The sequence below is a fragment of the Legionella shakespearei DSM 23087 genome (genome assembly GCF_000373765.1).
GTDB lineage: Bacteria > Pseudomonadota > Gammaproteobacteria > Legionellales > Legionellaceae > Legionella > Legionella shakespearei.
In genome coordinates this window covers 39,740-58,951 of sequence record NZ_KB892435.1, presented here as the reverse complement: position 1 = coordinate 58,951, position 19,212 = coordinate 39,740, and the positions used below count along the sequence as shown (strand labels likewise).

The window sequence follows — 19,212 nt, the reverse complement described above, 5'->3', positions numbered from 1 at the left end:
GGACGACGTGGATCGGTTATGAGGTAACATGCATGGTATTACCAAATCACACAACGATTTTGTTTCACCATAGGACTGTTGTCCGGTATGTTAAAGGCTGCTTGGAATTGAGGCATATTGGCCAGACTTCCATTCACCCGATATTGTGCCGGTGGGTGAGGATCAGTAGTTACCTGATTGCGTAACTGCTGCGGTCTGACATTCATTGCCCAAACATGAGCCGTGCCTAAAAAGAATTGCTGATCAGGAGTCATGCCATCTATAGTCTTGGCAGTTTTGTAATCGTTTGAACGGTGGAATGCCCTGTACGCCAAAGTAATACCGCCTAAATCAGCTGTAGCTTCCCCTACCACCAATTTACCCTGAACATGTAAATCACCATCCACAACGTAATTGGAATATTGATCAGAAATACACTGGGTGGCCTTGTTAAATTGAGACAAATCGCTAGGCGTCCACCAGTTTTTTAAATTGCCCTGACCATCAAATTGCGCTCCCTGATCGTCAAAACCATGGGTCATTTCATGACCCATAACAAAGCCCACGGCACCATAATTTACGGCAGCCGGAGCATCCGGATCAAAAAATGGAGCTTGTAATATGCCCGCTGGCATGTTCAGGTTATTCATTGATGGATCATAATAAGCATTAATGGTCTGTGGTGTCATACCCCATTCACTACGATCTATGGGTTTGCCAATTTTATTAAGATCACGCTTAATCAGGAACTCATTAGCTCTGATCACGTTCAACACATAAGGGCCTCTATCCACTTTCAAACTGGAATAATCCCACCATTTTGATGGATAACCAATGCGCTCTTCCATAAGATCCAGTTTCTTCAAAGCGGCAGTTTGCGTTTCTGGTGTCATCCAGGTCAGAGTTTTCATATCCTCTTGTAACACAGTGCGTATATTCTTCATTATCTCCAACACTTTTTCTTTGGAACTGGCAGAAAAATATTTATCGACATACATTTTACCAATGGCAAAGCCGAGGGCAGCATTCTCAGTGTTCACTACACGCTTCCATCTAGGCAATAATTTTTCAGCGCCGGTCAGCACGGTCGCCATTTTAAAATTCTGATCGACAAAGGGTTTGGATAAAAAGGCTGCGTAAGAATCGATTAAATGCCAGCGTAAATAAACCTTCCAATCATCGATACTGACATCAGATAACATCTGATTCGTTGCTGTGAAGAATTCTGGCATTGCCATATTGATGTTTTTAATATCCCCCTGCCCTCTGGCTGCCAGATATTGAGTCCAGGCAAAATTGGGGTAAGTTGAATCCAGTGTATTCACAGCCATCATATGATAAATGGCATGAGGATCGCGTTGCGCAACTTGCGACATAGAGGCTGTAGCCAGTTTGGTTTCTATATCCATTACCGTTTTTGCTTGACTTGCTGCTTTATCCGGAGCATCTCCCAGTAACTCAAACATTTTTGCTATATGCTTTACATAAGCTTCGCGAATTTGTTTGAATTTAGCATCGTCTTTTAAATAATAATCACGGTCAGGCAGTCCAAGACCGCTTTGCATCAAGGCTCCAATCATGGACGTACTGTCTTTAAAATCCTGCATGCTGCCAAAACCGAAAATGGCATCAACACCAATTTCATGTAAATGGATTATCTCTTTTTGTAAGTCTGGCAAAGTTTTGACTGCATCAATACGCGCGAACTCTGGCTTTAAGGGAGTAATACCTAATTGGTCAATGCTTTTTTCATCCATACCACTGTAATAGAAATCCCCTACTTTCTGTTCAATACTTCCGGGTTTTGCCTTAGTGTCTTCTGAAGCCTGGATAAGCATTTGATGAATAATTTTCTGTACTTTTTCATTCACAATATGAAAACTTCCCCATGAAGCATATTCAGGTGGAATAGGATTATTCTTTTGCCAATTGCCATTAGCGTAGGTATAGAAATCTTGTGCAGGAGACACTTTTGTATCAATCCAGTCAAGATGTAAGGCATCATTTGCTTTATCGTTCACCACGTTCTCAGAACTGGCGCTAAAGCCACTGGAACAACAGAGCAAAGAAAGAGTAATCAGCTTTAATTTAATATTCATTGCAACTCCTATGCATATAATGAGTGGAATTTATTTGATGCTTAAATGCAACATCGAAAAAGCAACGTAGCGTGCCTTTTCGATTAATAAGACCTAAAGTGAATGGATTTGACGCGATTCAATGGAGAATCAGGCTTCGACTGGTTCAAAGCTGGTATGCATTACTGGTAAATAATCTTCTGCATCAAAATAAGTGTATTCCCAGGCATCCTGTCTTACCATTAATTCACGCAACAATCGATTATTCAGCTCATGGCCTGATTTATAACCTTCAAATGCACCGATAAGGCTTGAACCTAACAAGTATAAATCACCTATTGCATCAAGAACTTTGTGAGTGACAAATTCTGATTCAAAACGTAAACCATCATCATTTAGCACTCGATAATCATCAACAACTATAGCATTATCCAGACTACCGCCTTTGGCTAAATCACATTCACGTAATTTTTCATAATCGGAGAGAAAACCAAAAGTTCTCGCCCTGCAGACTTCTTTAACATAAGAAGTTGCAGAAAAGTCAAAACATACAGTTTGTGGTTTATCGTTAAACACCGGATGATCAAAATCAATGGTAAATGATACTTTATACCCATTATGAGGAAGAAACTGGACGTATTTTCCGTTATCTTCTACACGAATTGGCTTAAGAATTTTGATGTATTTCTTGGCAGCACTCTGTTCTCTTATTCCTGCCGATTGAATTAAAAATACAAATGGGGCAGCGCTGCCGTCCATAATAGGTAATTCGGGCGCATTAACATCAATGTACGCGTTATCAATGCCCAGGCCTGCCAGAGCGGATAACAAATGCTCTACAGTAGCAATTTTGACATTGCCATGATGCAAGGTAGTGCATAACATGGTATCACCAACATACTCATAAGATGCTGGAATTTCGACTACTGGAGACAGATCAACACGTCTGAACACTATGCCTGTATTAACAGGGGCTGGGCGCAAGGTTAAAAGCACTTTCTCACCGGAATGCAATCCAACGCCAGTGGCCTGGATTACCTTTTTAGGAGTTCTTTGTTTCATCATTCAGTGCTCACCTTCATTTTTGATATTTATTTTGCGCGCAAAATCTATAGATTTTATCAATAATTTATTGATTAGTCTATTTTTTTAATATTCAGCAATAAACCAGCCATACATGCAGGTCAATACTGTAGTTATCTGTCATGCAAGTTAAGGAGTATCGCGTTCCAATCCGAGCCGCGACCGTCAGGAAGCGGAACAGTTGGAGGTAGCACAATACTCAGATTACAATTATTATTTCTTCACTTATCCGAAAAGCTCCGCTCCCTTACGGTCGCGGCTCGGTTTTCTTGGCTTAACGTCAGTTCAGGGAAACAACGCAGCAAATATGTGTGAGCATTTTTCCCCGTGCCAGATCCGTGCAACCTGCACCAAATATGCCTCTTCTTACTGGACTTCTTCCTGGCGGCGTAGGAACGCAGGAATATCCAGATAATCTACATCAGGAACATGTTCATTACCCGCTTGTTTCGTAGCTGTTGGGGCAGCACTTGCAGTCGTTGTTTGTGCTTGTTTACGAATAAGCGCAGGTCTGTCTAACTGGTGGTAGTCTAAGGAACCATCACTGCGAGTCGATTCAACCAGACGCGCTCTGTTAGAATGTTGCTGGGGTTGTTGATGACGTTGTCTCATATCCCCTAAACCAGTAACAATTACTGTGACACGCATTTCTTCAGTCATTTCAGGATCAATTACTGTTCCGACAACTACAGTTGCATCATCAGATATGAATTCTTTCACTACATCGCCAACTTCTTCAAATTCGCCAATGGACATATCAAGACCGGCAGTAATATTAACCAGTATTCCACGAGCGCCAGAGAAGTTCACATCTTCCAGTAGCGGAGAAGCAATAGCAGCCTCAGCAGCCTGACGGGCTCTTTGTTCACCTGTCGCACTGCCAGTTCCCATCATCGCCATACCCATTTCTGACATCACAGTACGTACGTCAGCAAAGTCAACGTTAATAAGGCCAGGACGGGTAATCAGATCAGAGATACCTTTTACCGCACCAAGCAACACGTTATTCGCGGCTTTAAAGGCATTAAGTAAACTGATGTTTTTGCCTAACACGCTTAATAATTTGTTATTAGGAATAGTAATTAACGAATCAACATGTTCGGCTAAACGGCGAATACCATCTTCAGCAGCCAGAGCGCGTTGCTTGCCTTCAAATGAAAAAGGCTTGGTAACCACCGCAACAGTTAAAATTCCCAGTTCTTTGGCAATTTCAGCAAATACTGGAGCAGCACCTGTTCCAGTGCCACCACCCATTCCTGCAGTGATGAACACCATATCAGCGCCACTGAGAATTTCTCTGATGTGATCTCTGTCTTCTTCTGCTGCTTCACGGCCAATCTGTGGATTTGCGCCAGCGCCCAAACCTTTAGTGAGCTCGTCGCCCAGTTGAATATGAATTTTTGCATTGGATGCTTTTAAGGCTTGCGCATCTGTATTGGCGCAAATAAATTCAACACCATCTATATTTTCAGCAACCATATGCTCAACGGCATTACCGCCGCCACCGCCAACACCAACTACCTTGATCACAGCGTTATTACTTTGTTGGCTGTTTTCCATTAATTCAAACATAAACCTGCTCCCCTTTGCGCTGCTTTTTTTTGCTTAATGCTTTAGTTTGTTGCATTATGATGCAACCCCTGATTAAAAATTACCTTGAAACCATTCTTTCATTCGTGACCACATGCCTTTGGCATTGTCACTCAATGTTGGTGCGTTGTATCCGCCTTCATATTGCTGTTGGTAACCATGCAGAAGCAAACCAACGCCTGTGGCAAAAGAAGGATTTTCCGTTGCTTCAGCTAAACCGGATACATAATGAGCGCAACCTTTTCTTACTGGCATTTCAAAGCAAAGTTCTGCCAATTCAATTGCACCACGTATGTTGGATGCGCCACCAGTCAGGACTATGCCTGCGGCCATTCTGTCTTCAAAACCACTACGGCGTAATTCATTACGCACCAGAGAAAATAATTCTTCATACCGTGCAGAAGCTACATCGGCCAATGCTTTAGCGGAAATTTTTCGACCAGGGCGATCATTAACACTGGCAACTTCCAGCATTTGATTAGGATTGGCTAATTCTGGTAATGCACAGGCATGGGTTAATTTAATCGATTCAGCCGCTTTGGTTGGTGTACGTAATGCCATGGCAATGTCATTGGTGACCTGATCTCCTGCAATAGGGATTACTGCGGTATGTTGAATTGCCCCTTCACAAAATACAGCAATATCAGTAGTACCCCCACCGATATCAATCAGGCACACGCCCAGGTCTTTTTCATCTTCGGTAAGAACTGCATGGCTTGAAGCCAATTGCTCTAAAATGATGTCATTCACTTCCAAACCACAACGGCGCACACATTTGACAATATTTTGCGCGGAACTGACTGAGCCTGTGACGATATGTACTCTGGATTCCAGCCTGACTCCAGCCATGCCTACAGGTTCACGTATACTGTCTTGATGATCAATAATGAATTCTTGTGGCAATATATGAAGTATTTTTTGATCTGCGGGTATGGCAACCGCCTTGGCCGCATCAATAACACGCTCCACATCAGCCTGAGAAACTTCTTTATCACGAATGGCCACGATGCCATGAGAGTTCAGGCTGCGTATATGGCTGCCGGCAATTCCAGCATAGACTGTTCTTACTTCACAGCCTGCCATGAGTTCCGCTTCCTGGACTGCGCGTTGTATTGAATTCACAGTGGCTTCAATATCCACCACCACGCCACGCTTCAATCCACGGGATGGATGGCGACCAATTCCAATGATTTCAATTGCCCCATCGGAGGTCACTTCACCAATTAAAGCGATAATTTTGGAAGTTCCAATATCCAATCCAGTGATAATATTTTTTTCTATTTTTTTAGCCATTATCGTCCCGTTTGTTGTTTCCACTGCACTGCCATTCCGCGAGGATAACGCAAGTCCACGCTCGCCAACTGCTCTGCTTTCTCAGCAAACACTGCAGGATATGCTTTACAAAAACGCAGTAATCGCGCTTCTAACTCTTTTTTGCCCAAGTATATTTTTACGCCATTACCCAGGGTTAAGACCCAGGCCTGATTGTCTCTTAAGTTCAATCCGGAAGCATTTAAACCATACGATGATAATATCTTACTCAATTTTTCATAAACTTGTAAGACGTCTAGTTGTTGTGATAGTGGACCGTTTAGCTTGGGAATGGACAAATCGACTGGAACTGAGCCCTCGTTAAATAATTTTCCATCTTCCGTCATCAGGGCATCACCCCAAATGGCAACCGGTTTCTTCTCTACAAGTTTAATTTTTAAAGTATCAGGCCAGACGCGTTCAACAAAAGCTGTATCTATCCAGTTAATGTTATTTAATTCGTCTTGCAGTGTACTGACTGAAAGTGAAAAGAAACTGGCGTCCATATATTTTGCCAGGACGGTTTCCAGTTCCTTATGGGTTACATGCTCATAACTCGCGGCAACTTTAATGGTCGTTATAGGAAATCGTTCAGAATCAGCGAGGTAAAGATAAGCCAGACGGCCAGCCAACAGTACAGCACTGGCAATCAGTAACAACAACAGCCCCGCATAACCGAAGCTGTTGGAATCAACATTCTTTTTTTTAGTATGTTCTTTCACAGATAATTCGTCACTAAATGTTGACGGCAATGATGATGAGTCATAGCAAGCTGAATCAATTCATCGAGTAAATCAGGATAAGCAATACCTGCTGCCTGCCATAATTTGGGATACATGCTGATAGAGGTAAATCCAGGCAAGGTATTAATTTCATTAAAATAGATTTCATCCGTTTTATCATTAACAAAGAAATCCACGCGCGCCAGCCCTTTACACTTCAAGCGGGTAAAAATATCTGCTGCGGCCTGGGTCAAACGCTCTTCAAGTTTCGCGGATAAAACTGCAGGAATGATTAAATCAGTTTGATTGCTTTCCAGATACTTGGCTGTATAGGAATAAAAACCATCTGGATGATTGACGCGAATTTCACCGATACGGCTCACGCGCGGTGTAGAATAAGGTGTTTTGTTTTCCAAAACAGCCAATTCAATTTCCCGCCCCTGAATAAATTGTTCCACCAGAATCTCTTCATCATAACGCAAGGCATCATCAACAGCCGCACTGAGTTCGGCCAGATTATTAGCCTTATGAATTCCCACACTGGAACCCAGAGAACAGGGCTTCACAAACAGAGGCCAACCCAATTCGGCAGCCACTTCATTGCAAAAATGTTGACGTTCAGCAGCATTGCTGTGCCAGGACAAAACTTTATACTGTGCTGATTTTAAGCCATTGATGCAGGCTATTCTTCTCGCCATGTCTTTATCCATACCAATAGCAGAAGAAAGCACATCACAACCTACATAAGCGACACCGGCTAACTCAAGTAATCCCTGCAAACAGCCGTCTTCATACAATGGTCCATGCACTACAGGAAAAACCACGTCCGCATCTATGGCCAGACGTCCGTTGCTTAACAGACTATCTAGTGGTTTTGATAGCTCCGTCACGACTGGAAGTTTGTCTTTGCAAGACAGCAAGTCATTGTATTGATGCACATGGAACTGACCGCTTTTATCCATAGCTACAGGAATAATAGTGTATTTTTCAGCGTCCAGATGAGCCAGAACGGATGCGGCTGAAACCAGTGACACTTCATGCTCTCCGGATTTGCCACCATAAAGCAAAACCAGCTTGACCGACTTAGACATTAACAGTCTCCAATAATAGGTACTTCGTGTATCGTTGTTTGTTCTTTAACCTTAGTTTGCACCAAATAGATCAATGCTTCAATATGATGTGTTAAATGCAACCTTCACCAGGCCGTCCTGAGCGCTGCGCTCAGGACGACGTAGGCTATCTTACTTCGCACTCTTCTTTCATCAGGTTCACTGCAATCTGGCCTATATTTCCAGCTCCCTGCATCAGAATCACATCACCATCTTTAATGCATTGATTCAGCGTTGTCCTGAGGGTCGCTTCATTGACCATGGTTACCTGCCTGTCTTTACCCCTGATTTCTTTTGCCAGTTCTTCACTGCTCACACCAGGAATTGCTTTTTCACCAGCAGAATAAATATCAAAGAGAAACAGTTCATCTGACATGCTTAATACATCAACAAACTGACGATACAGTGACTGAGTTCTGGTGTAGCGATGGGGTTGAAATACATGAACCAAACGCTTGTCAGGCCACACGCGTCTGAACGCATCGATAGTGGATAAAATTTCCTGAGGATGATGCCCATAATCATCGACCACTATTGCCGAACCATGTTCAAAATGCCTTTCGCCAAGCATCTGGAAGCGACGCCCTACACCCTGGAATTTTTTCAGGCCGCTGATAATGGACGCATCATCAACGTGTAGTTCCGTTGCAATGGCAATGGCTGCCAGCGCATTTAATACGTTATGACGACCAGGATATTGGAATTCAATAGTCAATGGTTTATGCGGCGCAGGTCTGATTACCGTAAATTGACTTAACATAGCATTTTGAGTCCAGTCCACTGCACGATAATGAGCCTCTTCCCTAAAACCATAAGTCATCGTAGGCCTTTGAATAGCGGGCAGGATAGTACGTATTTCTTCATCTTCAATACACACAACTGCCAAACCATAAAAGGGTAAATGATGGAGAAACTCCAGGAAGGTGGTTCTTAATTTATTAAAATCCCCCTCATAGGTTTCCATATGGTCGGCATCAATATTAGTCACGACCGCCATCATAGGCTTCAAAAATAAAAATGAGGCATCACTTTCATCCGCTTCAACTACGAAATAGGACGATTTGCCTAATTGGGCATTGGTACCGCAACTATTTAATTTTCCACCAATCACGAAACTGGGATCCAGTCCTCCTTCAGCAAGCAAACTGCTTACCAAACTGGTGGTTGTTGTTTTGCCATGAGTACCCGCAATAGCAATACCGTGTCTGAAGCGCATGAGCTCAGCAAGCATTGCAGCTCTTGGAATAACCGGTATCATCAGGTCAAGAGCGGCTTTAATTTCGGGATTATTCAAATCTACAGCAGAAGAACGGACAACAACATCAGCCCCCTGAATGTGCTCTACGCGATGACCTTGATAAACCTGGATTCCCAGAGATTTCAAACGTTGTACGTTAGCGCCATCACCAAGATCGGAGCCGGTGATTCGATAACCCTGATTATGTAACACTTCGGCAATACCGCACATGCCGACACCACCAATACCAACAAAATGAATCTGTTCTACGCGCCCCATCCGTGGAGATAAAAATTGTTCTGAATTATTCACAATTCCCCCTTATGCCGTTTGCGTTCTCAGTCCCAGAGATTGCCAACGATTTTCATGGTCTATACGCAATAACAATGCGATAACCACACAATTAATTACCATGCTGGCACCGCCATAACTAAGCAATGGCAGAGTTAATCCTTTTGTTGGTAACAAACCTGCATTAACACCCATATTAATCGCAGCTTGCAAAGCCAGCCAGAACGTCAGGCCGTAAGCAGTATATGATGCAAACAAGCGCTCTTGAACATGAGCTGTATATGCTATAGTAAGCCCCCTAAAGACAAGTATACTATATAAAGCCATTACTACTAAAATACCAAACAAACCCAACTCTTCAGCAAGTACAGCAAATAAAAAATCTGTATGAGCTTCAGGCAAATACATCAATTTTTGAATACTTTCACCTAAGCCCAAACCAAACCATCCGCCACGCCCAAAAGCAATTAAGGATTGTGTCAGCTGGTAACCGCTATTGTATTGATCGGCCCACGGGTCTAAAAATGCAGTCAAACGAGCAACCCGGTAAGGCGAGGACACGGCCAAAACTGCCAGCGCACTGATGACCACAATCATCAGACCAATATAGTATCTTAATTTTACACCGGCTAAAAAAAGCATGGCCATAACGGTACCTGAAATAACTACAGTGGCACCAAAATCAGGCTCCATTAACAATAAAACAGAGACAACGCCCAAAATAACCATAGGCTTGATAAAACCTAAAATACTCTCACTGACTGCCTTTTGCTGACGAACCAGATAACCGGCCAAATAGAAAATCATAGTCAGTTTTGCCAGTTCTGATACCTGTATCCCTATAGGTCCAAAGGAAAGCCAACGACGGCTTCCATTGACTGAACGACCAATTCCGGGAACCAATACAAGCAACAACATCAATAAACAGACAATTAACATGGGCATACTGATTTTTTGCCAGAAATCACTGTCTGTCCGAATCACGATTAAGGCCAACATCAAACCCGCAAATAAATAACAGGCCTGACGAATTAAAAAATGAAATGGCTGATGGAAATATTTTGTCGATATCATCACAGAGCTGGATGCGACCATCATTAAACCAATAATCAATAAACCAAACACTGCTCCTATGAGCCATTTATCATAGAGAGAAATGGGTTTACTGACTGGTTTTCCTCTTTGGTTTAAATGTCTTGGCCGCATAATCTCTATAACCCATTTACCGAAGCAGCAAACACTTCACCGCGGTGATTAAAATCACGGAACATGTCCAGACTGGCACATGCTGGTGACAGTAAAACAACATCTCCCGGCTTGGCACAATCTTTAGCTATAGAAACAGCTCCTTCAAGAGAAGATGCTCGAGCTATAGGAACCACATTGGCAAGAGCTGCTTCCATTTTATCAGCATCTTCACCGATAAGGACAACAGAGCGAACATACTCAGCAATCGGTTGCGATAATTCCTGAAAATCAGCGCCTTTACCTTGACCGCCTGCGATGAGAACAATTTTTCCTTGCATAGAACCCCCTATTCCATTAATGGCCGAGATGGTTGCACCTACGTTTGTTCCTTTAGAATCATTTATCCAGTCAACAGCATCTAAAGTCCTTACCCACTGACAACGATGAGCTAATCCTGAAAATGTTTTTAAAACAGAAAGAATATGTTGTATGGCAATGCCGGCTGTTTCAGCTAAGGCACATGCAGCAAGTGCGTTTAACCAGTTGTGCACGCCTTTGATTAACAAAGACTCAACGGGGAGGACGCATTCATCACCTTTTGCCAGAAAGACTTTATTATTTTCACGGCTTAACCCCCAATTTCCTGCATCTGGAGTACCTTCTCCAAAAGAAATGTTTAAAGCTGATGTCTTATCCTGAGGTATGGTGTACTGATCCTCACGATTGAAGAGATTCACTTGAGACTGATGATAAACACGTTGTTTGGCTTGAACATAAGCCTCCAGCGTATGGTGTCTGTCCAAATGATCAGGGGTTACGTTAAGAATGGTCGCAACTTTTGGTGCCAGCGAATGAGTTAAATCCAGTTGAAAACTGGAAAGTTCCAAAACCCATAAATCATATTGATGCCCATCATCCAGCAAATCAAGAACCGGTGTACCAATATTACCCGCTACAGCGACACGAAATCCGGCAGCCTTAGCCATCTCGCCTACTAAAGTAGTCACCGTAGATTTCCCATTAGTGCCGGTTATGGCTACAACAGGTGCGCTTATTTCTCTGGCCAGACATTCAATATCCCCATAAACAGCCACTCCTGATTGCAGCGCCTGCTTTAAAAAGGGAGTATCCAGAGATAAGCCTGGACTGGTGATAATATCACTCAACTGACTCAATACATCTTGTGGTATATCGTGTAAATAAACAGGGGTATCGGGGAATTCTGCTTTGAATTCGTCCAACCCGGGAGCATCCCGACGCGTATCAAATACCACAAAAGATTTGTTTTTGCGATGAAGATAGCGGGCTATAGACAAGCCTGTTTTACCCAGGCCTGCAACCAAATATAATGTACGATTCATGAATGCACCTTGTCTAACGTAATTTTAAAGTAGCCAATCCACATAACACAAACACAACAGTAATAATCCAGAATCTCACGATTACTTTAGGCTCTGACCAGCCTTTTAATTCAAAATGATGGTGTAGTGGTGCCATTCGAAACAACCGCTTTCCGTGGGATAACTTGAAATAGCCTACTTGTAAAATCACCGAAATGGTTTCAATAACAAACAAACCACCCATTATCAATAACACCAATTCCTGTCTGACCACGATAGCGACAATACCTAAAGCAGCGCCTAAGGCCAGGGAACCTACATCCCCCATGAAAACCTGGGCTGGATAACTGTTGTACCAGAGAAAACCTAAACCGGCACCCACAATAGAAGAACAAAAAATCGTTAACTCACCCGTGTTCGGAACAAATGGTATCGCCAGATAATTAGAATAAACCGCATTACTGGACACATAGGCAAAAACTCCCAGGGCTCCAGCTACCATGACTATAGGCATAATGGCCAAACCATCCAGCCCATCTGTCAGGTTTACCGCATTGCTACTGCCTACAATAACAAAATAGGCGAGCACTGGAAATAAAATCCCCAAATCGAGAGTTATTGATTTTAAAAAAGGAAGAGTTAATTGAGTATGAACTGGCAGGCTGGCATTCATATAAAGATAGGTAACAGCAATCAGTGCAATTACGGATTGCCAGAAATACTTCCAGCGGCCAGGCAAGCCTTTGCTGTTTTTCAATACCAGTTTACGGTAGTCATCTACCCATCCGACAACCCCATTTCCCAAGGTCACCAAAAGAACCAGCCATAAACTGGATTGCTTTAAATCACACCAAAGCAAACAGCTGACCGTAATCGCCAATAAAATTAAAACGCCCCCCATGGTTGGCGTACCGGCTTTTGATAAATGAGATTGTGGCCCGTCATTGCGAACCATTTGGCCTATTTGCAAACCACGCAACCAGCGAATCATTAAAGGACCGCACAATAAACCCACCATAAGTGCAGTTAAAGACGCTAAAATTGACCTGAAAGTCAAATATTGAAAAACTCTTAACGCATGATATTGTCCCTGGAATAATTGCGTTAGCCAATAGAGCATAGTTGTTCCTTTAGTTAATTAAGGCCGTGTTCGATTCACTGTTTAACCCGCATGGGGCAGGGCAAAAAAGCGACCAAGCATATCACACTCACACTACATCAATTAAGCAGTTTATGCACAATTTTTTCCATGGCGCTTGAGCGCGAACCTTTTACTAAAATCGTAGTATCAGGCTCTAACTCTTTGTTTAATATTTGAACCAAATCATCCTGATTCGTAAAATGATCCCCCCCATCACCGAAAGCCTGGGAAGTTAACACACTATGCGTGCCGCAACTTAAAAGTCGGTCAATACCGAATTGGCGGGCAGCCAATCCCACTTCCTGATGGTGCTGTTCAGCCCACTCGCCCAGCTCACCCATATCTCCGAATACAAAGATTTTTTTGCCAGAGCGCTCGGCAAGCACTTCCAGAGCAGTTAATACGGAACGTAAATTGGCATTGTAGGTATCATCGATAACCGTGGTCTGATTTTTTCCAGCCAAAACAGTCATTCTCCCCTTCACACCGCCAAAACTGTTTAGGCCCTTTTGAATATCCTGAGTCGAAATGCCGACAGAATGACAGCAAGCTGCCGCAGCCAGAGCATTGCGTACATTATGTAAACCGGGAACCTGTAGCTCGATGTCTATATGGGCATTGGGTAAAACCAGTGAGAAATGGGCACGGCCGTGCGTATCAAGCCTGACATCCTGAGCATATACATCTGCTGGATGAAGGGCGGAAAAGCGCACTATTTTTTTATTGCCAATCAGATCATCCCAAAAATGGGCATAAGCATCATCATCGTTCACTACGGCAATACCTGTGGCTGACAAGCCCTGATGAATCTCACCTTTAGCACGAGCGACACCATCAATGGAACCAAAGCCTTCGACATGAGCTGGCGCTATGTTATTAATAAGGGTCACATCAGGATGCACAATGGCTACAGTATGAGCAATCTCACCGGGATGGTTGGCACCTAATTCAAATACTGCATAACGGTGTTGAGCATTTAATTCAAGAGCAGTTAAGGGCGCACCTATGTGATTGTTCAGATTGCCTTTAGTCGCTAATGAAGGTTGGGGCAAAACAGACGCTATCATTTCTTTAACAGTGGTTTTGCCATTAGAACCGGTCAGGGCAATAACTGGACAATGGATTTCCTGCCTGTGGGCAGCGGCAATTTTTGCCAGCGCCATTAAGGGGTCAGGAACAAGGAACTGAGGAATGGTAACACCGTCAGTGAGCCGGCTCACCACTACAGCTAAAGCGCCTTTAGCTTCGGCTTCTTTGACAAAGTTATGCCCGTCAAAATTTTCGCCTTCAAGGGCAATAAACAGGCTTCCAGGCTTTAATTGGCGGCTGTCAGTGCACACGCCACTAATCTCGGCATTAACCAGACAGGTTTGAGACAGCAATGATGCGATAGTATTCAGATTCATAGTATTAAAGTCGGCCTAAAAGTCTAGTGTACTAACACTTTAACGTTTAATTCAAGTGCATCAGGATTTTTGGCTTGCTAAAAACAGGCGTACCCCGCTTCACTTCGATCCCGGCTGCGAGCAGGCCGGGCTACGCACTGTGCTATTTCGGAACAACCTCCCTCCGAATTCACGTCGTCCTGAGCGCATCTTTTTGCGCGAAGGATCTCCAAATACTGGCACCATGCTGCTTTCAGGAGATCCTTCGCGCAAAAAGACGCGCTCAGGACGACGTAGATCCGGGAATAGCAGGTGTAGCCCGTATTAGGCGGTAGCCGTAATACGGGATCGAAGTGGCAATGAACTCATTCCCCGTATTATGGCTACCGCCTGATACGGGCTACAATTTATTTTATTTACATCAAGCGGGTTCGCACTCTTCCATCCAGGATTCAATCCTTAAGACTCTTTGGTAATGGGTAATACGTGCTTCGGTCAGAGGTTTGCGTTGATCATCCAGCAAATGAGCATCTAATCCTTCACTTAACTGCCGCGCTGTTTCAAGCATAATGTTAAAGCGCTCTGCGTCAATACTGGGATTCTTGGATGCGTGCATAAACAGGCACAAACCACGAACACTAAACGCGCCAATATTTTGCAAATCAAAAACTCCAGTAGCTGTTGCCGCAGCAAGACTGCATAAAACAGGCCCCTGGCCATTAGCGAATTGATGACGATGAAATAAATGCCCTTCACCAAAGCGTAAACCTGAAGCGAGAACGGTCTGTAATAATTCGTATCCGGCAAATTGCCTGTTTTCTTTGGCTAATAAAAACATCATTAAGGTAGATGGGGTTTCACCTACAGGCTCTGCTCTTACTTCTTCACGACGTTCAATTCTGGGTTCGTCATCAGGCATAAGCTGAGGCTGCTGGGGTTTTGCAGGCGCTTTTTTAACAAATAATTGCGGTTCAGGCTCATGTTCAGTTTCCAACTCAAGGGCCACCTCTCTGTTTACTTTCCGAACGGCAATAATATCGTCATTATAGGGTTGAGCATCATAAGGACTATTCTCTACTTTACCAAGAGAAGGTTGATACCGTTCTGCACCCAAGCTCTGTTTTCTTGCTTTCATTAAGCGTCCGATAGCAACTATCACGCCGATTAACAACAGGACATTAAGAATTAAGCTCCAATTAGCCTGCATAATTTACTCCATAGTCAAAGCTTGTTGTACATCAACCGCAACCAAACGTGATACACCTGGTTCACGCATAGTTACCCCAATCAAATGATCTGCCAATTCCATCGTTACCTTATTGTGAGTAATAAACAGGAATTGTACGAATTGTGACATCTCTTTTACCAAAGCGCAAAACCGCCCCACATTTACGTCATCTAAAGGTGCATCTACTTCATCTAACATACAAAATGGTGAAGGATTTAACTGAAAAATCGCAAACACCAAAGCTACTGCGGTCATCGCTTTTTCACCACCAGACAATAAATGAATGGTGCTGTTACGTTTTCCGGGTGGCTGAGCCATTACTACGATACCGGCTTCCAACAGATTATCACAAGTTAATTCAAGCTGCGCCCTCCCACCACCAAAAAGCCGTGGAAAAAGTGCTTTAAAAGAAGTATTCACTTCATCAAAAGTATTTTCAAGACGTTGACGCGTTTCTCTATCCATCTTGTCTATGGCCGTTTCCAGTGTTGCCAAAGCCTGGCTTAAATCCTCGTGCTGTTCGTCCAGATAAAGCTTGCGCTGTTGTTCGGTGGCAAACTCTTCAATCGCCGCCAGATTAATCGCACCCAGACGTTTGATTTTTTCCGTAATGTGAAGCAGATCATCTTCACGCATGCTTTGCGTTATTCCAGCAGCAATATGCTCTAATAAAGCAGAAGCCTGCAAACCAAATTCATCCAGCGACTCCTGAACTGAGCTTGCACGTACGGACAAAGCCTGTTCCTCCATTCGCGTTTGGCCTATAGCTTCCTGGACACGTTTTACTTCAAGATCATGATTTAAAGTGGATTTTTCTAAAGCCTCAAGCGCAATTCGGATTTCGGCCAAACGTTCCCTGCTCAAAGTCAGTTGCGACTCGACTTCACCATGTCGCATGAGTTGTTCCGCTAGTTGCTCCTGCAGTTCGTTACCTGGTTCTGCAGATTGGGCACATAACAGAGCAATATGTTCCAAACGCTCCTGTAACACATCCAGCCGTTCCTGCTCACGATGAATTCTATCATTAAGTTGTTGAATTTTATTTACTTCTCTGTCGCATTCCAATTCAGCCTGATGCACTACTGCCCGCAACTCATCAACTCGTTTATTTTGAACAGCCACAGCCTCCAGCCAGGATTGTTTTTCTGCAATGAATTGCTGTTGCTGCTCTTCTGTTGCTTTGAATTGTAACTCCAGCTCAGTCAGTGTGCTTGTAATGTCCATGTGTTCAATAGCCAGATCTTCGAGCAGTAATTCCAGCTCGCTGCGCTCTGAGCCAAGCTGCTCCATCTGCCGCTGGGCATGTTGAATGGCCTGTTGCTTCCCTTCAATCGCGTTGGTGTTACCCCTTAAGGCATCATTGCTGGCGTTCAGGTTTAATTGATACAGTTCCACGTAACTTAAGCTTTGTTGCAGCTGGGCATGATACTGATCTCTTTGTTCACGCACAGAGCTGATTTTTTGCTGCAATTGCTCGACAAGCCCGGTTAATTCAGCAATTTTTTGTTGCCGGGCAAGCAATCCCATGTCATCTTGTTCTTCTCGGCGAACCAGTTTTACCCATCCTTTACCCAACCAGAATCCATTTGCTGTGACTATGGATTCATAATCAGCCAGGTCAGCTAACCAACTGATAGCTTCATCCAGGTGTCTGGCCATGTAAATATGTTCAAAATTATTTAAGGTGACTGGAATCGCCCCCTGCACACAATCAGCGAGCCGTGGTTTTGTTGTTTGCTTGCCTGCAGCAGATTTCAAAGTCACAACATGCTCACCCTGTTTTTCACAGGAAGCCCATTGCGGCCATAATTCCTCAAAGTCTTCCAGCACATAAGCATGTAAGGTTTCACCTAAAACCATTTCACAAACGGATTGCCATTGTGGCGCTATTTGTAAAACATCCATCAGGCGCGGCTTATCAGACCACTCTTTTATCCCTTCCCTCTTGCTCTGATTACCCTGTCTTGCTGCTTTCTGGGCTGCGATTAATGCCGCATACTCGCTGTTTATGCTATGAAATTCGTCCTGTAATTGATGCAATTGCTGTTCTGCTTCTTGCAATTGCAGGCGGAAGCGGTTCGTATTCTCATTCCCCTGCCTTAATTGCTCCGCATCAAACTCCTGAGTTTCTTTTAATTTATTGTGCTTTTCTTCCAGCTCATTTTTGGCATAGTGCAAATCTTCCAGTGCCCCTGAAATGTCATCCAGGTTTAATTTTTCCAGTCTCAGGACGGTTTGCTGGCGCTGTTGCTCTAAATGATTCAACTTAAGTTGTGTTACCTGCAACTCACTTTTAACCGTGCTGGCGGCACTTTGCACCTCTTGCCAACGCGTTTCCCATTGCGACTGCTGCAGTTTTGCATCCTGCCAATCCTGTTCTTTTTCTTTGAATTCAACGTTTAGTTTCAGTAATTTTTCCTGCAATTCGCTCGCGTTTTGCTGACAATGAACCAAGTCTTCCTTATCCTGCTTTAGCTGCTCTTCAGCAATTTGCCAATCCGCCTGCAATTGTTGCCTGTCTTGTTCCAAACGCCTTTTATCCCGTTCCTGCTGTTGGATTGTTTCTTCAAGACGTGCGATTTCCGTACCTAATTGATAAAAGGATTCCTGAATTTGTTGTGAATGATCATTGGCATCATGAAGTTGTTCATTCAACAACGTCCGTTCTTTATTTGAATTAGTCAGCAGACTTTGTTGCTGTTCATAACGTACCGCCAAATCATGCAATTCACGCTGCTTTACTAATTGCTGCTCAGTAAAGTCCTGCCATTTAAGAGCAAGAATTTCAGCCCTGCATAACTGCTCTTCTTCTTTTAAAAGCGTATAACGTTCAGCGGCTTTAGCCTGACGCTCCAGACGTTGTAATTGCTTGTCCAGCTCTTCCCTGATATCGGAAATACGAGTCAGATTTTCGCGGGTATGCTCAATACGCTGTAGTGTTTCCTTACGCCGTTCTTTATATTTTGAAACACCGGCAGCCTCCTCAAGAAACGCTCTTAATTCTTCCGGTTTTGCTTCAATCAGACGCGACACTGTCCCCTGGCCAATAATAGAATAGCCACGTGCCCCAGCTCCCGTACCAAGAAAAATATCCGTGACATCTTTTCTTCTGCATCGGCTGCCATTTAAATAATAAGAAGAATCCCCATCACGGGTCACCACACGCTTTACCGCAATTTCCCCGTAACTGGCAAAAGGCCCAGTCAAACGTCCGAGACTATTATCAAAAACCAATTCAACTGAAGCTTGCCCTACCGGTTTACGGTTAGAAGACCCATTGAAAATAACATCAGTCATGGATTCGCCACGCAAATTCTTGGCAGAACTTTCCCCCATCACCCAACGCACGGCATCAATAATATTGGACTTACCACAACCATTAGGCCCCACAACAGCAACTAACTGGCTGGGAAAATGGACTACGGTAGGATCAACAAATGACTTAAAACCGGCTAATTTCAATTGCTTAAGGTGCATAAAGGCTATGAGCTGAAAATAATAATCGGCTATTATAACTGAGGAAGCGAATT

Annotated in this window: 13 protein-coding genes; all 13 read right to left on the bottom strand. The window is 43.6% G+C overall.

Annotated elements, in window-relative coordinates; genetic code table 11:
* Positions 1-38: 38 nt before the first annotated feature.
* The 13 genes from B094_RS0114125 to smc all read right to left on the bottom strand — a co-directional run bounded on the left by B094_RS0114125 (position 39) and on the right by smc (position 19,159).
* Complete coding sequence (locus tag B094_RS0114125; RefSeq protein ID WP_018578471.1) at positions 39-2,078, bottom strand: M13 family metallopeptidase; 2,040 nt, start codon at positions 2,076-2,078, stop codon at positions 39-41.
* A gap of 129 nt (positions 2,079-2,207) precedes the next feature.
* Positions 2,208-3,122, bottom strand: coding sequence for a UDP-3-O-acyl-N-acetylglucosamine deacetylase (lpxC, locus tag B094_RS0114120; protein ID WP_018578470.1), 915 nt, complete (start codon positions 3,120-3,122; stop codon positions 2,208-2,210).
* Between the two features lie 384 nt (positions 3,123-3,506).
* Complete coding sequence (ftsZ, locus tag B094_RS0114115; protein ID WP_018578469.1) at positions 3,507-4,712, bottom strand: cell division protein FtsZ; 1,206 nt, start codon at positions 4,710-4,712, stop codon at positions 3,507-3,509.
* 72 nt (positions 4,713-4,784) lie between these two features.
* Positions 4,785-6,023 (bottom strand): cell division protein FtsA, encoded by a 1,239-nt coding sequence (gene ftsA / locus B094_RS0114110; protein ID WP_018578468.1) that lies wholly within the window; start codon positions 6,021-6,023, stop codon positions 4,785-4,787.
* The gene (locus tag B094_RS0114105; protein ID WP_018578467.1) at positions 6,023-6,763 is read right to left on the bottom strand and encodes a cell division protein FtsQ/DivIB; all 741 of its coding nucleotides are present in this window, start codon (positions 6,761-6,763) and stop codon (positions 6,023-6,025) included. Before B094_RS0114105 ends, ftsA begins: the two co-directional genes overlap by 1 nt.
* Positions 6,760-7,854: a D-alanine--D-alanine ligase family protein gene (locus tag B094_RS0114100; protein ID WP_018578466.1), complete on the bottom strand. Its 1,095-nt coding sequence runs from the start codon at positions 7,852-7,854 to the stop codon at positions 6,760-6,762. Before B094_RS0114100 ends, B094_RS0114105 begins: the two co-directional genes overlap by 4 nt.
* A 145-nt stretch (positions 7,855-7,999) precedes the next feature.
* Positions 8,000-9,421: a UDP-N-acetylmuramate--L-alanine ligase gene (gene murC / locus B094_RS0114095; RefSeq protein WP_018578465.1), complete on the bottom strand. Its 1,422-nt coding sequence runs from the start codon at positions 9,419-9,421 to the stop codon at positions 8,000-8,002.
* A 9-nt stretch (positions 9,422-9,430) separates the two neighbouring features.
* Entirely contained in the window at positions 9,431-10,606 is a 1,176-nt protein-coding gene (ftsW, locus tag B094_RS0114090) for a putative lipid II flippase FtsW (RefSeq protein WP_018578464.1), read from the bottom strand.
* Between the two features lie 5 nt (positions 10,607-10,611).
* On the bottom strand, positions 10,612-11,949 hold the full coding sequence (gene murD, locus B094_RS0114085; RefSeq protein ID WP_018578463.1) for a UDP-N-acetylmuramoyl-L-alanine--D-glutamate ligase: 1,338 nt from the start codon (positions 11,947-11,949) through the stop codon (positions 10,612-10,614).
* 13 nt (positions 11,950-11,962) lie between these two features.
* Positions 11,963-13,048, bottom strand: coding sequence for a phospho-N-acetylmuramoyl-pentapeptide-transferase (mraY, locus tag B094_RS0114080; RefSeq protein ID WP_018578462.1), 1,086 nt, complete (start codon positions 13,046-13,048; stop codon positions 11,963-11,965).
* Positions 13,049-13,146: 98 nt separating this feature from the next.
* Complete coding sequence (locus tag B094_RS0114075) at positions 13,147-14,475, bottom strand: UDP-N-acetylmuramoyl-tripeptide--D-alanyl-D-alanine ligase (RefSeq protein ID WP_018578461.1); 1,329 nt, start codon at positions 14,473-14,475, stop codon at positions 13,147-13,149.
* Positions 14,476-14,875: 400 nt separating this feature from the next.
* On the bottom strand, positions 14,876-15,661 hold the full coding sequence (locus B094_RS0114070; RefSeq protein ID WP_018578460.1) for a cell division protein ZipA C-terminal FtsZ-binding domain-containing protein: 786 nt from the start codon (positions 15,659-15,661) through the stop codon (positions 14,876-14,878).
* A gap of 3 nt (positions 15,662-15,664) precedes the next feature.
* The gene (gene smc, locus B094_RS0114065; protein WP_018578459.1) at positions 15,665-19,159 is read right to left on the bottom strand and encodes a chromosome segregation protein SMC; all 3,495 of its coding nucleotides are present in this window, start codon (positions 19,157-19,159) and stop codon (positions 15,665-15,667) included.
* Positions 19,160-19,212 lie beyond the last annotated feature (53 nt).

What these genes read in the sequence shown, in the direction of transcription:
- ftsZ (WP_018578469.1), bottom strand. Translation starts at nt 4,712, where the DNA reads ATGTTTGAATTAATGGAAAACAGCCAACAAAGTAATAACGCTGTGATC.
- ftsA (WP_018578468.1), bottom strand. Translation starts at nt 6,023, where the DNA reads ATGGCTAAAAAAATAGAAAAAAATATTATCACTGGATTGGATATTGGA.
- ftsW (WP_018578464.1), bottom strand. Translation starts at nt 10,606, where the DNA reads ATGCGGCCAAGACATTTAAACCAAAGAGGAAAACCAGTCAGTAAACCC.
- B094_RS0114125 (WP_018578471.1), bottom strand. Translation starts at nt 2,078, where the DNA reads ATGAATATTAAATTAAAGCTGATTACTCTTTCTTTGCTCTGTTGTTCC.
- lpxC (WP_018578470.1), bottom strand. Translation starts at nt 3,122, where the DNA reads ATGATGAAACAAAGAACTCCTAAAAAGGTAATCCAGGCCACTGGCGTT.
- B094_RS0114100 (WP_018578466.1), bottom strand. Translation starts at nt 7,854, where the DNA reads ATGTCTAAGTCGGTCAAGCTGGTTTTGCTTTATGGTGGCAAATCCGGA.
- mraY (WP_018578462.1), bottom strand. Translation starts at nt 13,048, where the DNA reads ATGCTCTATTGGCTAACGCAATTATTCCAGGGACAATATCATGCGTTA.
- smc (WP_018578459.1), bottom strand. Translation starts at nt 19,159, where the DNA reads ATGCACCTTAAGCAATTGAAATTAGCCGGTTTTAAGTCATTTGTTGAT.
- B094_RS0114075 (WP_018578461.1), bottom strand. Translation starts at nt 14,475, where the DNA reads ATGAATCTGAATACTATCGCATCATTGCTGTCTCAAACCTGTCTGGTT.
- murD (WP_018578463.1), bottom strand. Translation starts at nt 11,949, where the DNA reads ATGAATCGTACATTATATTTGGTTGCAGGCCTGGGTAAAACAGGCTTG.
- B094_RS0114070 (WP_018578460.1), bottom strand. Translation starts at nt 15,661, where the DNA reads ATGCAGGCTAATTGGAGCTTAATTCTTAATGTCCTGTTGTTAATCGGC.